Source organism: Streptomyces olivaceoviridis (assembly GCF_014650115.1).
GTDB lineage: Bacteria > Actinomycetota > Actinomycetes > Streptomycetales > Streptomycetaceae > Streptomyces > Streptomyces olivaceoviridis.
The window spans coordinates 1-15,803 of sequence record NZ_BMUI01000033.1 but is presented as its reverse complement, the minus strand read 5'-3'; the positions used below and the strand labels follow the sequence as shown (position 1 = coordinate 15,803).

Sequence of the window (15,803 nt, the reverse complement as noted above, 5' to 3'; positions counted from 1 at the left end):
AGGGCAGGACCACGCCCCGGCCGGAGTCGCCTGGTATGAACGCCGTCCGGGCCGGGCTGGGCAGGACGTGGGAGAACCGGTCGGCGCCGACGTCGGTGACCGCCTCCCGCGGCAGCCGGAGGCGGAGCGCCGAGCGGCCGACGAAGCCGTGCGTCGGCGAGCCCGCGACCGCTCGCCCCTGGGCCGCCGAGCAGCTGTGCCGCGGCGAGATCCCGAAGCCCGCCGACGCGCGCGAGTGGCTCTGCCCGGAAGCCCGGCGATGACCGGGGCGCCCATGCTCGCATCGGTGGAGGACCTGGATCTCACGCGGTACGTGCGCGACGGCGACGGCGTGCTGTGGGCCCAGGCATGCGCCGAGCCCCGCACCCTCGTCGAACACCTGATGCGGCAACGGCCGGCGGCGGGCCTCAAGGCGTTCGTGGGCATCCCGGTGGCCCGGACGCTCTCCCGGGAGAACGCCCGGTGGATGACTCTCCACTCGTACACCGGTGCGGGCGGAAACGCCGACCTGTACTCCGCCGGCGCCCTGGACATCGTGCCCGCGCACTACTCCTCCTTTCCCGACCTGATCCGGAACGGCGTCATCAAGGCTGACGTGGTACTGGTGCAGCTCTCGCCCCGCGACAGCAGGGGGCACTACAGCCTGGGCCTCGCGCGCGAATATCTCGCGGACGCGCTCGCCACGGCCCGCACCGTGATCGGTGAGGTCCACCCGGACGTCCCCTGGACCCACGGCGGTCCCACGCTGACCGCCGACGACCTGGCGGCCGTGGTCCCCGCCCGCCACCCTCCGGTGGAAAGCCCGCGAACCGGCCCGAAGCCCGTGCACCGGGCGATCGCGGCGAACGTCGCCGCACTGATCGAGGACGGGGCGACCCTGCAGTTCGGCGTCGGGTCCCTCACCGAGGCCGTGCTGGACGAACTGCACGACCGCCGCCATCTCGGCGTCCACTCCGGCCTCCTGCCGGACGGACTCGTACCGCTGATCGAGCGTGGCGTCGTCACCGGTGAACGCAAGTCGGTGGACCGCGGCAAGACGGTGGGCGGCATGCTCCTCGGTACCCGCCGACTGTTCGAGCACGTCGACCGCAACCCCCGGGTGGAACTGCGCGCCACCAGCTACACCCATCATCCGGCGGTGCTGGCCGCCCAGCACCGGTTCGTGGCCCTGAACTCCGCCGTCGAGGTGGACCTCACCGGCCAGGTCAACGCCGAAGTGGCCAAGGGCCGCTATGTGGGGGCGGTGGGCGGCGCGGTCGACTTCCTGCGGGGCGCGTCGCGCTCCCCAGGAGGGGTGCCGGTGGTCATGCTGCCGTCGCGCGCCGGATCGGCCGGCCGGATCGTGGCCGCGCTGAGCGGCCCGGTGAGCACACCGCGCAGCGACGCGGGCGTAGTGGTCACCGAGTACGGCTCCGCCGATCTGCGGGGGCTGTCGTTGAGCCAACGTGTCGAGCGCATGATCGCGCTCGCCGCCCCTGAGCACCGGGTACGCCTCGACCGCTCGGCGGACGCGGTCCTCGCGACCGCGAGGGCAACGCGTCACGCGTGAGAGGAGCGCGACCGGCTCCGGCTTGCCGCCTGACCGCGGGGACTGACGCCTCATCGGTCAGCACGCCCGCTGCTCCGACCGTCATCCGTTCACCGGCGAGTCGACCCGCTCCGTTCAGTTGACGGGGTCTGTCTCGTGGTCGGTGTCTACGGGTGTGTGCGAAGTCCGTCGAGGATGAGCGCGAGCATGTGCGGTGCCCGGTCCTCGGGGCCGGACGCGGCGCGCCAGAGTGCGTGAGCGACCACCGGCGGGCACTCGGCGTGCCCGCTCGGCCATGCGCCCGACCAGCGCCGGGCAAGCCACCCTTGCCTCCTGCGGTGCGCGCTTCGGAACCTCCTCACCCAGCACCGAACAGGGCAGAAGCGCTGGTCAACCTGCGGATTCAGCCCGCGCAGCGTACGGGTCTGCGACGTCACCGGGGTGGGCGGGACGTTGGTCGCCGCGGAGCGGCTTTGCGTACTTGAGGGTTTGACGAGGCGGGGAAGTGTTCCGGCTTGCGCTCGTAGCGGCGGTGGAGCGCCGACAGCCGGGCGGCCAGGACACGGTCCGTTCTACGACCCAGCGGTGCCGTCCCAGGCGTTGTGAGGATTCGATGGCCTTGCGGGCGAGACGGTGCCGGATGCGCGGAAGGCCGGCCATCGCCGCGGGTGCTGGTAGTCGTAGCCCTTGGCTTCGTGCGGCTTGCCGGGCCGTCGGCGGCGAGGACCACGGCGGGAGCGGATGGGCGGGATGCCGCGGACGGTCGGATTCGGTCCTGTCAGCTGCCCCCTTTGCGGGCCCGGCGCTGACGGAATCGATCGCGCACCGCGACCAGTCCAGCTCGCCCCGGGAGCCGAGCTCGTCCAGGACCAGGCGGTGGAGCTTGGCCCACACACGGGCGTCGGTCCACGGGGTGACCGCCGGAAAGGCGGTCACCCCGGACAGACCGAAGACCGGCGGGTGTTGGTTCCAGGTGCAGCCCGAGGTGGCCACGAAGATGATCGCGGCCAGTGCCTCGCGGCCCCCACGCCGACGATGCCCTCCACCCTGCGGGCGAACCGGCGCTGGCGGCACCACCCGCTGGAACAAGGTCTCTCCGGGGCTCTCTCGTCTGTGCGCACACGGCAGGCTTCGAACCTGCACCCTGCTGATCCGTAGGCGTGTGCAGCACCATCACCGACCGCTCGCCCGCTGGGGCCTGTCGGCTCGCCCACCGATTACGGGCGTGCCATCGTGCGCGGTTCTGCACCTCTGTAGATGTCAGCTTCTGATGTCACGCAGAGCTGTGCACCCCTGCGCGGGCAGGTTTGCAGGCGGGCCTGCCCCTACCTCACCTGCACCGTGGCCGTGGCCTCTGCGCCGACGCGCGTGTGGTCGCCCGGGTACGTGACGGTGTAGACGACCGCTCCGGCCACGGGCGGGGTGTCGGTGAGCGTGAAGCTGCCATCGCCGGCGACAGACGGAGTGCCCACTGCGACGCCGCCGGGCGAGGCCGAGTCGGTGCGGGTCACCGTGACCGTGTAGCCGTCGGAGAGCGGGATTCCCGAGGTGATCAGACCCGTCAGGGTCAACGGCCTGCCCCGGTGGGCTGTGGCGGGAGCCTGCAGTGAGAGAGTGGTCGAGACCTTGGCGGGCGAGCCGATCACGCGCAGTGTGACGGGGCCACCACCCTGTGGCTGAGCGAGGGCGAAAAGCCGATCAGCGAGGCGAGTCCAGGCCAGACCGGCGGGCAGCAGTTCATCGGTGAGGTCGTAGCTCTTCAGGGCTGTGCTGTCGTCGGGCTGGAAGACGGAGACGTCATGCGAGTCCTGGCTCAGGACACCGGCAGCGATCCTGCTGTCCATCGCGACCGCCACCGCGTTCGCCCCGGGGCCGGTCGTGTAGGTGCCGTCAGCGCTGAGGTCCGATATACGGAACGCCTGCTCGTCGGACGCGGACCCGCCGGCCGTCACGACACGGGTGCCGTCCTGCGTGATGGCCATGTCCTGGAGTCCACTGCTGCCCGCGTCGGAGGGGAATGCGGTGTACGCCGTCGGCACAGGTGGATTGGACGAGATGTCGTACACCTGGATCTCTGTTGTACCCAGCCAGGTCGAACCGGCCACCAGCACACCCGGGGCTGTGTTGGACGTCGTCAGTACCGGCGCGGACGCGAAGTGGTGGCTACCGTCGAGGTCCAGTGCGACGTTCCATGCACTGCGGTCGAAGGACCCTAGTTTGCCCTCCTGCGACGAGTCGTAGCCGAACCACACCTTGTCGCCTTCGGCAGCCAGATGACGCGGCTGGACGTTGATGCCTGTCGGGATGCGGTTCAACTCCTGCAGGGTGCTCGTGTTGACCATGGATATCGCGTGGGCATCCGGTAGCGCCACGTAGAGGAAGGTCGAGTCGTCGTTCAACGCCAGCCCCTGCGCGCCCGGCTCGGAGTCGATCTCGCCGACCACCGCACCGCTGAAGTCGGTGACCAGGACGCTGTTGTCGGTGGGGGAACTGATGAACACATGCTGGTGGACATCGTCCACCACGATGTCCGAAGCGGACGCGATCGGCAGCGTGGCACTGCTGTCGGCGACGCTGTCCGCGGCGGCCGGTACCGTACCGGCGCCCAGGAGGGCTATCGAGCAGAGCAGGGCGATGGATACTGCGTTTCTCTTGCCAGTCAAGTGACCCATCTCTTTCGGTGAGTGACGGACCGAAACCGGTTCTCGGCCTCGTGAGGGAAGCTAGAGCATGCCTCTGACAACGGCGTCAGCTTCAGTCACGCAGGAGGTCGCAGGCATCGCGCGGCTGTGGGCGCGAGCTCTGGCCGGCAGCGTGCCTGGACTGGGGTCGAGCACAGCCAGAGCGCTGTAGCAGGTGACAGCGAGCGGCGCCGATGCGAACGCGGCAAGCCACCGCCGGAGCCATCTCCACCTTGGCCCCCACCCCACGACCCGCGCGCTGCGCAACGACCGCCTGCTGCGCGAAGCCCAGGCCGCCGACGGCGACGTCAAACGCCTCGGCGGCCTGTTCGGCATCAGCCCCCGCACCGCCCGTCGCTTCACCCAGACCCTCGGCCACCCCGACCTTCAGCACCCGTAACCAGGCAAGCCGTAAGACGCCGCACTGGCCCGGCCGTCGAACGGCCCGCCTTCCCGGGCAGTCCAGCTTCAAGTCGCCTACGCCGGACCGGTTCGACAACCTTGACCTCCAGGGACTGGGCGAGGCCCGCCGCATCTGGCTGCGCAACGACTACGGGCAGCGGCAGCCGCTCGACCAACTCGCTCGACCCGCGCGCACCATGCCGCGAGATCACACCAAGCGACATGGGCTGCAAGGAGTGGGACGTTCCCGACGCCGCCCCGTGCACCGACGGATCTCGGCCATTCACATAATGCAAAGGAATCTGTGCACAGGACTATTTGCAAAGAAGTCTGTGTCAGCTAGCTTGGGGTTCATGGAACACCTCGAACAGCCCTCCCAGGTCCGCCTGAACGCCCGCAACCTGCGGGGCGTCGCGCATCCGCTGCGCGTGCGGATACTGACGGTTCTGCGGACGGAGGGGCCGGCCACGGCCACCACGCTCGCCCGGAGGCTCGACCAGAACACCGGCGCGACCAGCTATCACCTGCGCCAGCTCGCCGAGTACGGCTTCATCGTCGAGGCGCCGTCACGGGGCGGTGGCCGCCGTGAGCGCTGGTGGCAGGCGGCGCACGTCAACACGGTCGTACCGGACGACTCGGTGCTGGCGGGCGGAGAGGGGCTCGGCATCGCCTACTTGCAAGCCCTCAGCCGGGTCTGGTCCGACGCGATGACGACCGCCGTCGAGGCGACCGCCTCGCTGCCGCCGGAGTGGCGCGAAGCCCAGGACTTCGGCGACTACGTACTCACACTCACCCCCGCCGAGGCCAAAGAGCTGTCGGCGGACATCCACCGGCTGCTCCGCCGACGCAACCCCGCGCCGCGGACGGCGGGTTCGCCGCTGCCCGACGGCGCGGCGCGGGTCGCCTTCCAGTTCCAGTTGTTCCCCACCAGTGCGGACCGGCACGTCTCCCACCCCCCGGACTCGGAGTGAGAAAGATGACCTCTCGGCACACGGCCGCCCAGCAGGCGGCCGACAGCGGCACGCGCACGCCCTCCCCGGACGCCCCGGCCGACGGGCCCCGGGTCCTTCGCGGACTGGTCGGCATGCTCTCGGCCAACGCGGCGGCCCTGTCGGCCAACCGGGTGCTCTCCATCGCCCTGCCCTGGTTCGTCCTGACGACGACCGGCAGCGTCGGCAAGACCGGTCTGGTCGCCTTCTGCCAGATAGTGCCGTACGTGATAGCCCAGGCGCTGGCCGGGCCGATCATCGACCGGGTCGGCCCCAAGCGCATCAGCGTCGCCGGTGACCTGGCCTCCACCGTCGCGACGGCCACCGCTCCGCTGCTCTACCTCACGGGACACCTGTCCTTCGGCCTGCTGCTGGGACTGCTGGCCGTGGTCGGTGCGGCGGACGGCCCGGCCAACGGGGCCAAGGGGCTCTTCGTGCCGGCGGCGACCCGCGCGGCCCGGGTTCCGCTGGAACGGGGGACCGGCCTGTCAGCGGCGGTCGAGCGGACCGCGACGACCATCGGGCCGGCCATCGCCGGTGTGGTCGTCGCCTCCTTCGGCAGCCTCTACGCCCTGTGGATCACCGCCTGCCTGTTCGGCGTGTCCGCGCTGCTCGTCTCCACCACCCTCAGCGACCCGGCGCCCGAGCCGCACGAGACGCCGGTCGAGGAGGCCGAGGGCTACCTGTCACGGCTGCGCCAGGGCGCCGTGTTCCTGCGCGACGCCAAACTGCTGCGGTCCATCGTCTGCATGCTCGCCGTCACCAACCTGCTCGACCAGGCGTTCATGTCCGTACTGCTGCCGGTCTGGGCGAAGGAGACGGGCAACGGCGCGGAGGCCGTGGGCCTGGTGGTCAGCGTCTTCGCCGCGACATCGATCGTCGCGGCGCTGGTGGCCGCGGGAGTGGGCGAGCGGCTGCCCCGGCGTGCCGTCTACCTGATCGGCTGCACGCTGGGCGGCGTCCCGCGCTTCGTGGCCATGGCCACGGGCGCGCCGCTGTGGCTGGTACTCGCGGTGCTGGCGCTGGGCGGCCTGGGGTCGGGCTTCGTCAATCCGATCGTCGGGGCCGTGACGTACGAGCTGATTCCCACCCAGTTGCTGGGGCGGGTCAAGACGCTGGCCCAGGCCGTCACGTGGGCGGGCATCCCGTTCGGTGGGCTGCTGGGCGCGGGACTGGTGACGGTGGCGGGCACCTCGGGGGCGCTGTGGATCGTGGGCGGGCTCTACCTCGTCGCCATCAGCGTGCCGGCCCTGAACCGGGAGTGGGCGGGCATGCGCAAGCGGACGGTGTCCGACGCGAGCCCTGTCGGCACCACGCACGAGAACGGGAGTGCGGCCGGTACGGCTTCCGTCCCGGGAGCGGAGGCGGCCAGGGCGGTCGCCTGAGCCGCGGTACGGAACCGGCGCCGGCCGGGCGGTGGACCGCCCCGGCCGGCTGCCCCGCTCCCCGCGCCCGCCTCGCCGACGCGCGGAACTCCGCCCGGCGCGCGCACCTCCCGTGCCCACGCCCGAGGGCAGAAGTGTCCACGTCCGGCGGGCAGAAGTAACCAGTTATCTCACCGTGATCGCTCTGCGAGCATCGGATTCGGCTGAGTTTCCGAGGGTTTTCGCGAACGGTCGACGACGAGGAACTGGTGGACACATGACGACGAATCCGATGATGGCCGCGGCCTCCGGACAGGTGGCCGAGCAGGGCGGATTCTCCCCGGCTGAAGCCCGCGTCGCCGCAGTGTGGAACGCGGTGATCGGCACTGAGGTGGCCGCGGCGGAAGACGAATTCTTCCGGCTGGGCGGAACCCGCTCGCAGGCGAAGGAAATGGCCCGCCGGATCGCGGATGAATTCGGTTCGGAATTCGGCGCGGAACCGCTGCCCGAGCCGTTGACAGTGCGGGCGGTGGCGTCCTTCCTCGCGCAGGAGGCCCTGTTGAGGGCCCGCCGGCTGCTCGAGTCAGCCGACTTCGATGTCGAGGAGGCGGCGGACGCCATGGGTGCCCTGGTGGCGGCCGGGGCTCCGGACGACGCTCCGGTCATACCCCGCGCGCCCCGGGACCGGCGTCCGCTGCCGCTGTCGTTCGCGCAGCGCCGTCTGTGGTTCCTGGACCAGTTGGAGCCCGGCCGGGCCGAATACCTGATCCCCATGGGTCTGCGCATCCATGGCCGGCTGGACGTCCCGGCGCTGCGTGCGTCGCTGTCGGAGCTGGTGGCCCGGCACGAGGTGCTGCGCACCCGCTTCGTCAGCGACGCGGACGGCAACCCCGGTCAGGTCGTCGACCCGCCCAGGCCACTGCCCCTCACCGTGCACGACCTGCGATCCGTCACCGGGGACCAGGCGCGCGAGGAGGCGGCCACCGCGCTCGTGGACACCGAGGGCTTCCGCCCGATGGACCTCGGCACCGGACCGGTGGTGCGGGCGCTGCTGATCCGGCTGGCCGACGACGAGCACCTCCTTGCCCTGACGGTGCATCACATCGTCTTCGACGGCTGGTCGGCGGGGGTGCTGTCCCGGGAGCTGACCGAGTTGTACGGCGCACGGGTCGCGGGCAGGACCGCAGACCTGTCCGAACCTCCGCTCCAGTACGCCGACTTCGCGGTCTGGCAGCGCCAGTGGTTCACCGGCGACGTGCTGGCGCGGCAACTGGACTACTGGCGCGGCCGGCTGGCCGGCACCGAACCGCTGGAGCTGCCCACCGACCGCCGGCGTCCGGCGCGGCACAGCGGCAAGGGCGCCATGCTCACCTTCCGCATGGCCGCGGAGACCGCCGACGGCGCCCGAAGGATCTCCAAGGAGACCGGCGCGAGCCTGTTCATGACCCTGCTGGCGGTCTTCCAGCTGGTGCTGTCGCGCTACAGCGGACAGGAGGACATCGCGGTCGGCACCCCGATCGCGGGCCGCAACCGGTCCGAGATCGAGAACATGATCGGCTTCTTCGTGAACACGCTGGTCATGCGTACCGACCTGTCCGGCGACCCGACGTTCACCGAGCTGCTGGCCAGGGTCAAGGACACCGCGCTCGGCGCCTACGACCACCAGGACCTGCCCTTCGAACGCCTGGTGGAGGAGCTGGCGCCGCAGCGGGACCTGTCGCGCAACCCGCTGTTCCAGACGATGTTCGTCCTCCAGAACACCCCCGACAGCCGGTCGTGGGAGCTGCCGGGCCTGACCGTGCGGCAGCTCGACGTGTCCGCCCAGGACTCCAAGTTCGACTTCACCTTCTACGCCACCGAGGCCGCCGACGGCGCTCTGGACGGCACCCTCGTGTACTCCACCGACCTGTTCGACGAGGCCACGATGGTGCGGCTCGCCGGGCACTTCGAGACGCTGCTGGCCGCCGCCTGCGCCACCCCGGACGCCCGGCTGTCCGAGCTGGAGATGCTGACCGCCGCCGAGCGCCGCACGATCCTCGGAGAGTGGAACGGCGCCGACACCGACGTCCCGGACACGCTGACCGTGACCCGGCTGATCGAGGAGCGCACCGCTCACCACCCGGACGCGCCGGCCGTGACCTGCGGCACCGGCCGGCTGACCTACCGGCAGCTCGACGAGCGCGCCGAGTGGATCGCCGGGCGGCTGCGGGAGCGCGGTGCCGGGCCGGGCACCCTGGTCGCGGTCTGCCTGGACCGCGGTACCGACATGGTGTGCGCCCTGCTCGGCATCCACAAGGCGGGCGCGGCATACGTGCCGCTGGACCCCGCGTACCCCACGGACCGGCTCGCCTACATGGTCGAGGACAGCGGCGCCACGCTGATCGTCACCCAGGCCGCGCACACCGGCCGCCTGCCCGCCCACACGCAGGCGCTGCTGCTGGACGGATCCTGGCCGGAGGGGTCGTACACCGCCTCCACCGGTCCGGTGGCGCAGGCCGGTCCGGACGACGTGGCCTACGTGATCTACACCAGTGGTTCCACCGGTCGCCCCAAGGGCGTGCAGATCACCCACGGCGCGCTGCGCGCACGGATGCGGGAGACGCGCCGTGAACTGGGCCTCACGTCCGACGACCGGGTCCTTCAGTTCGCGTCGATCGCGTTCGACTCATCGGTGGGCCAGATGTTCGCCCCGCTGATCTCGGGAGCCTGCCTGGTACTGCGCGACGACGCCTGGGACCCGGGCCGGCTGGCGGAGGCGCTGCGCGAGCACCGGGTCACGGTGGCGTGGCTCACCCCCTCGGCGTTCGGGGCTCTGGCCGCCGACCTGGACGGGCCGGACGCGTTGGGCCCGGAGCTGCGGCTGGTCCGGCTCGGCGGCGAGGCGCTCCAGCGGGAGCAGGTCCGGGAGTGGTTCCGGCACTGCGCGGTGCCCCTGGTCAACGGCTACGGACCCACGGAGGCCGCGCAGGAGGCGACAACCGCCAGGATCACCGGGCCCGTCGACCGGGTGCCGATCGGCCGGCCGGTCGCCAACGCCAAGGTCTTCGTGGTCGACCGCCACGGCCGGCCGGTGCCGGTGGGAGTGCCGGGGGAGATGTGGATCGACTGCCCCGGACTGGCCCGCGGCTACCTCAACCGGCCCGAGCTGACCGACGAGAAGTTCACCGTCGTGGACGTGGACGGAGCACCGCGGCGCGTCTACCGCACCGGTGACCAGGCCCGATGGTTGCCGGACGGGCGGCTGGAGTTCGTGGGCCGCGCGGACAACCAGGTCAAGCTGCGCGGCTACCGCGTCGAACTGGGCGAGGTCGAGACGGCGCTGCTCGCTCACCCCGCGGTCGCCGGCGCCACCGTCATGCTGCGCGAGGACGTTCCGGGAGCGCAGAGGCTGGTGGCGTACGTGGTGCCCGTGGGCCCCCTCGACGCGAGCGCGCTGCGTGCCCACCTCCGGCGCGACCTGCCGGACTACATGGTGCCCGCGGCCTTCGTGCCGCTGGAGCGCGTACCACTCACCCCGAACGGCAAGACGGACCGCCGGGCGCTCCCCGCCCCCGCCTCCGACCGGTCCGGACTGGACGCCGTCTACACCGCGCCGCGCACGGACACCGAACGCACGGTGGTCGAAGTGTGGTCCGAGGTGCTGGGCGTCGACCGGATCGGCGTGCACGACGACTTCTTCGCGCTGGGCGGGCATTCGCTGCTGGCCACCCAGGTCGTGTCGCGGCTGCGCCGACGGCTCGGTGCCGATGTCCCGGTGCGCGCGCTGTTCGGCGCGCCGACCCCGGCGCTGCTGGCCGAGGCCGTGACGGAGCTGGACGGCACCGGCGCGGACCGCATCCCGCCCGTACCGCGCGACAGCGGTCCGCCGCCGCTCAGCTTCGCGCAGCAACGACTCTGGTTCCTGGACCAGTTGGAGCCGGACCGGGCCGAGTACCTGCTGCCCTTCGCCTTCCGTGTCCGCGGCGCCCTGGACATCGACGCGCTGAACGCCGCGTTCACCGCGGTGGTGGCACGCCACGAGATCCTGCGCACCCGGTTCGGCACGGACGCCGCGGGCTCGCCGGTGCAGCTGATCGACCCGGCGCGGCCGGTGCGGATGCTGGTACGGGACCTGCGCGGGGTGGATGACGCCACCACCCGCGAGGACGCCCTGGCGGAAGTACTGCGCGAGGACGGACTGCGGCCGGTCGACCTCGGCACCGGACCGATGCTGCGCGCGCTGCTGGTACGGCTGGCCGACGAGGAGTGCGTCCTGGCGGTCACCGTGCACCACATCGCCTTCGACGGCTGGTCGGTGGGCGTGCTGGTGCGCGAGCTGTCCGCGCGGTACGCGGAAGCCGTGTCGGACCGGTCCGACACGTCCGGGCCCGGCCCGCTGCGGGTGCAGTACGCCGACTACGCGGTGTGGCAGCGCGCCTGGTTGTCCGGGACGCCGCTGGAGCGGCAACTCGCCTACTGGACGGAACGCCTGGCCGGACTGGAGCCGTTGGAGCTGCCGACCGACCACGCCCGGCCGGCGGAACGCGGCGGACGGGGCGAGGTGGTCCGGTTCTCGGTGCCCGCCGAGGTCGCCGCCCGTGCCCGCGCGGTGTCCGCCGAGTGCGGCGCGAGCCTGTTCATGACCCTGCTGGCGGCCTTCCAGCTGCTGCTGGCCCGCTACAGCGGACAGCGGGACATCGCGGTCGGCACCCCGATCGCGGGCCGCAACCGTGCCGAGACCGAGGACCTGATCGGCTTCTTCGTCAACACCCTCGTCCTGCGCACCGACCTGTCCGGCGACCCGACGTTCACCGAGCTGCTCGACCGGGTCAAGGACACCGCGCTCGGCGCCTACGACCACCAGGACCTGCCCTTCGAACGCCTCGTGGAGGAACTCGCCCCCGACCGCGACCCGTCCCGCAACCCGCTGTTCCAGACGATGTTCGCCTTGCAGAACGCCCCGGGCGCGGACGCCTGGAACCTGCCGGGCCTGTCGGCGGAACCCGTCGAGACCCCGGTCCGGAACGCCAAGTTCGACCTGTCGGTGTACCTCGCGGAGGCTGCGGACGGCACGCTGGACGGCGCCGTCGTCTACGCCGACGACCTGTTCACCGAGGACACCGCGCGCCGCATGGCCGGGCACTTCACCAACCTGCTTGCCGCGGCCACGGCTCGCCCGCACAGCACGCTGTCCGAGGTGGAGATGCTGGACGCGGGCGAGCGGCACCGCATCCTCACCGAATGGAACGACACCGCCTCGCCCGTCCCGACGACGACCCTGCACGGGCTGTTCGAGCAGCGGGCGGCACAGGACACGGACGCGGTGGCCGTCGTCTGCGGCACCGAGACCCTGACCTACCGTCAGCTCGACGAGCGGGCCAACCGCCTCGCCCACCGGCTGCGCGCCGTGCCGGGCGTCGGGCCGGACGTACCCGTGGGCGTCTGCCTGGAGCGCTCGCCCGCCATGGTGTGGACGCTGCTGGGCATCCTGAAGGCCGGGGCCGCCTACGTCCCGCTCGACCCGGAGCACCCGGCGGAGCGGCTGGCGTACCTGGTGGCGGACTCGGGCGCGCCGCTGGTCGTCACCGACACCGCGCACGCCGCCCTGCTGCCGCAGGGCGTGGACCTCATCCGCGTGGACCGGCCCGCCGACCTGCCGGACACCCTGCCCACGCAGGCACCGGAACCCGTCGCGGACCCCGGCGACCTGTGCTACCTGATCTACACCAGCGGCTCCACAGGCCGCCCCAAGGGCGTCCGCATCGAACACCGCGGTGTGGTCAACTACCTGGCCGGAATGCAGCACGCGTTCCCGCTCGCCGAGGGCGAGGGCTTCCTCCAGGCCACACCGCTGTCCTTCGACGTCTCGGCCTACGAGATCTTCTGGCCCCTGTGGCAGGGTGCCACGGTCGTGCTGGTGCCCGGCTCCGACCGGCTCGACATGGCCGAGGTGTCCCGCCTGATGCGCGCCCACCGCGTCGTCGGCCTGCACTTCGTGCCGAGCCTGCTGGACCTGTTCGTCTCCCGGGTACGGCCCGGGGACTGCACACACCTGCGGTACGCCTTCGCCAGCGGCGAACCGCTCCAGCCGACACTGGTGAGCCGGTTCACCGAGCGCTTCCCCGGTGACCTCGTCAACTTGTACGGCGCCACCGAGGTCTCGGTCGACACGACGTACTGGCGGGCCCCGCGCACGGGGCCGGCCGGACCGGTCCTCGCGGGCCGTCCCATGGTCAACCAGACGGTGTACGTCCTGGACCCCGACCGCCGCCCGGTGCCCGCGGGTGTGCTCGGCGAGGTGTACCTCGGCGGCGACAGCGTCGGTCGCGGTTACCACCGGCGGCCCGACCTCACCGCCGAGCGCTTCGTCGCCGACCCGTTCCGCGGCGGCCGGATGTACCGCACCGGCGATCTCGGCCGGTTCACCGCGGACGGCGAACTGGACCTGCTGGGACGCATCGACCGCCAGGTGAAGCTGCGCGGCGTCCGGGTCGAACTCGGCGAGATCGAGGCGACACTGCTCACCCATGACGCGGTCGGGACCTGCGCGGTGGTGGTCCGGGAGGACACGCCCGGCGACAATCGGCTGGTCGCCTACTGCGTACCCGCGCCCGGCGGCACGGTGGACGCCGGCGCGCTGCGCGAGTGGGCCGCCGAACGCCTGCCGCGGGCCATGATGCCGTCCGCGTTCGCCATCCTGCCGGAACTGCCGCTCAACCGGAACGGCAAGGTCGACCACGCGGCGCTGCCCGCTCCCGGGAGCGACGGCGACAGCACCGCCGGATACACCGCGCCGAGGGACGAGATCGAGGCGGAGATCGCCGCGATCATGGCCACCGCGCTCGGCGTCGCTCGCGTGGGAATCCACGACGGGTTCTTCGAGGCCGGCGGGCATTCCCTGCTCGCCATCCAACTCGTCAACCAGGTGGAGTCGGTGACCGGAGTGCGCATCAGCCTCCGACGCCTCTTCCAGTCGCCGACCGTCATCGGCATCAAGCAACAGCTCGTCGAACTGTTCGACGCCCCGGAACAGGATTCCTGAACCAGCAGCCCGTTGCCCACACCAGAAAACGAAGAGGACGGAACATCATGGGCGAGAACTCGGTCGAGGCACGGTTGCTGTCCCGCATGCGGCGGCGTGCGGAAGCGGCCCGGATCGCACGCGGTGACCGGGAGGCCGGACCGCTGCCGTTGTCGTTCGCGCAGCACCGGCTGTGGTTCCTGGACCGGTTGACTCCGGACAGCCCGGAGTACCTGGTGCCCACGGCGCTGCGGGTGCGGGGCACGCTGGACGTCGCCGCGCTGGGCACGGCCCTGTCGGGCCTGGTCGCCCGGCACGAGGTGCTGAGGACGTCGTTCCCGGCGGACGAGAGCGGCACACCGCGGCAGGTGATCACCGCACCCTGGCAGGTGGAGGTCACGGTCCACGACCTGCGGGCCGAGGCGGACGCGGAGATGCGCGCCGGCGAAGTGCTGCGCGCCGAGGCGACGCGTCCGTTCGACCTGGACGCGGGACGGCTCATGCGGGCCGACGTGGTACGGCTGGCGGACGACGACCACTTCCTGTTGTTGACGGTGCATCACATAGTGTCGGACGGTTGGTCCTCCGGGATCATGGCCCGTGAACTGCGTGAGCTGTACGCGGCAGCCGTCGCCGGACGCGAGGCGTCGCTGCCCGAACTTGCCATCCAATACGCGGACTTCGCCGTCTGGCAGCGCGAGCAGCTCGCCGGTCCCGAGATGGAGCGTCACCTCGCCTACTGGCGCGAGCGCCTGGCCCGGGTGACGCCGCTCGAACTTCCCACCGACCACCAGCGACCGGCACGGCCGAGCGGCGGCGGCGACGTCGTCACCTTCTCGGTGCCGCAGGAGGTGGCGGAGTCGCTGCGGTCCACGGCGAGCGAGCAGGGCGCGAGTCTGTTCATGGCCCTGCTGTCCCTGTTCCAGATCGTCCTGGCCCGTTACTGCCGTCAGGACGACATCGCGGTGGGTACCCCGATCGCGGGCCGCAACCGTGCCGAGACCGAGGACCTGATCGGCTTCTTCGTCAACACCCTCGTCCTGCGCACCGACCTGTCCGGCGACCCGGCGTTCACCGAACTCCTCGACCGGGTCAAGGACACGGCGCTCGGCGCCTACGACCACCAGGACCTGCCTTTCGAACGCCTCGTGGAGGAACTCGCCCCCGACCGCGACCTGTCCCGCAACCCGCTCTTCCAGACGATGTTCGTGCTTCAGGCGCCCGGCAGTGCGGAGGGCCGGGCGTGGGAGCTGGAGGGCACGCGGACCGAGCCGGTCGAGATCGAGCGGGGTGTCGCCAAGTTCGACCTGACGCTCACGGCGGCCGAGTCGGCAGACGGACTGCGCGCGGTGCTGGAGTACCGGACGGATCTGTTCGAGCGGGCGACGATCGAGCGCATGGCCGGCCACTTCGCCACCCTGGCGGCGTCGGTGGCGTCCGCACCGCGGGCCCGCCTGTCGGAGCTGAACATGCTGACGGAGGGGGAGCGGCAGGAGTTTCTGGTCGACTGGAATGGTGTCACCGGCCCGTACCCGGACGCGGCGACCATCCATCGGCTCATCGAAGACCGTGTCACCAGCGATCCGGACGCGGTGGCTGTGGCCTACGGTGACCAGGAGTGGAGCTACGCCGAGATCAACGCGCGTGCGAACCGGCTGGCCCACCACCTGCGCGGCTTGGGTATCACTGCGGACACTCTTGTGGCTGTCTGTCTGGATCGCTCGCCGGATCTGATCGCCAGTGTCCTGGGGATTTTGAAGGCGGGTGCCGCGTTCGTTCCCCTGGATCCGGACTATCCCGCTGACCGCATCACGTACATGGTCGAGGACGCGAGCGCTC

8 protein-coding genes and 1 pseudogene are annotated in these 15,803 nt (G+C 71.5%); 7 read left to right on the top strand and 2 right to left on the bottom strand.

Features of this window, described 5'->3' with window-relative positions; genetic code table 11:
• Positions 1-35 precede the first annotated feature (35 nt).
• Together IE273_RS37115 and IE273_RS37110 are read left to right on the top strand one after the other, a co-directional pair.
• Positions 36-263 carry a hypothetical protein gene (locus IE273_RS37115; RefSeq protein ID WP_189819528.1) on the top strand — a complete coding sequence of 76 codons (228 nt, stop codon included), beginning with the start codon at positions 36-38 and terminating at the stop codon, positions 261-263.
• A complete protein-coding gene (locus IE273_RS37110) occupies positions 260-1,549 on the top strand; it encodes an acetyl-CoA hydrolase/transferase family protein (RefSeq protein ID WP_229887916.1) in 1,290 nt (429 codons plus the stop codon). The genes IE273_RS37115 and IE273_RS37110 overlap by 4 nt, the downstream gene beginning before the upstream one ends.
• A 412-nt stretch (positions 1,550-1,961) precedes the next feature.
• On the opposite strand, the pseudogene IE273_RS37105 reads toward IE273_RS37110, so the two are convergent.
• A pseudogene (locus IE273_RS37105) lies at positions 1,962-2,656 on the bottom strand (transposase).
• Positions 2,657-2,853: 197 nt separating this feature from the next.
• The gene (locus tag IE273_RS37100; RefSeq protein ID WP_189819527.1) at positions 2,854-4,191 is read right to left on the bottom strand and encodes a hypothetical protein; all 1,338 of its coding nucleotides are present in this window, start codon (positions 4,189-4,191) and stop codon (positions 2,854-2,856) included.
• Positions 4,192-4,384: 193 nt separating this feature from the next.
• Between IE273_RS37100 and IE273_RS37095 the strand changes: the two genes are divergently transcribed.
• From IE273_RS37095 to IE273_RS37075, 5 genes are all read left to right on the top strand, one after another.
• The gene (locus IE273_RS37095; RefSeq protein WP_189819526.1) at positions 4,385-4,609 is read left to right on the top strand and encodes a hypothetical protein; all 225 of its coding nucleotides are present in this window, start codon (positions 4,385-4,387) and stop codon (positions 4,607-4,609) included.
• A gap of 355 nt (positions 4,610-4,964) precedes the next feature.
• Positions 4,965-5,582 carry a winged helix-turn-helix domain-containing protein gene (locus IE273_RS37090; protein WP_189819525.1) on the top strand — a complete coding sequence of 206 codons (618 nt, stop codon included), beginning with the start codon at positions 4,965-4,967 and terminating at the stop codon, positions 5,580-5,582.
• A gap of 5 nt (positions 5,583-5,587) precedes the next feature.
• Positions 5,588-6,985, top strand: a complete 1,398-nt coding sequence (locus tag IE273_RS37085; protein ID WP_189819524.1) for an MFS transporter — start codon at positions 5,588-5,590, stop codon at positions 6,983-6,985.
• Between the two features lie 256 nt (positions 6,986-7,241).
• Entirely contained in the window at positions 7,242-13,985 is a 6,744-nt protein-coding gene (locus IE273_RS37080; protein ID WP_229887914.1) for a non-ribosomal peptide synthetase, read from the top strand.
• A gap of 47 nt (positions 13,986-14,032) precedes the next feature.
• The coding region (locus tag IE273_RS37075) for a condensation domain-containing protein (protein ID WP_189819523.1) at positions 14,033-15,803 on the top strand (1,771 nt) is incomplete at its 3' end.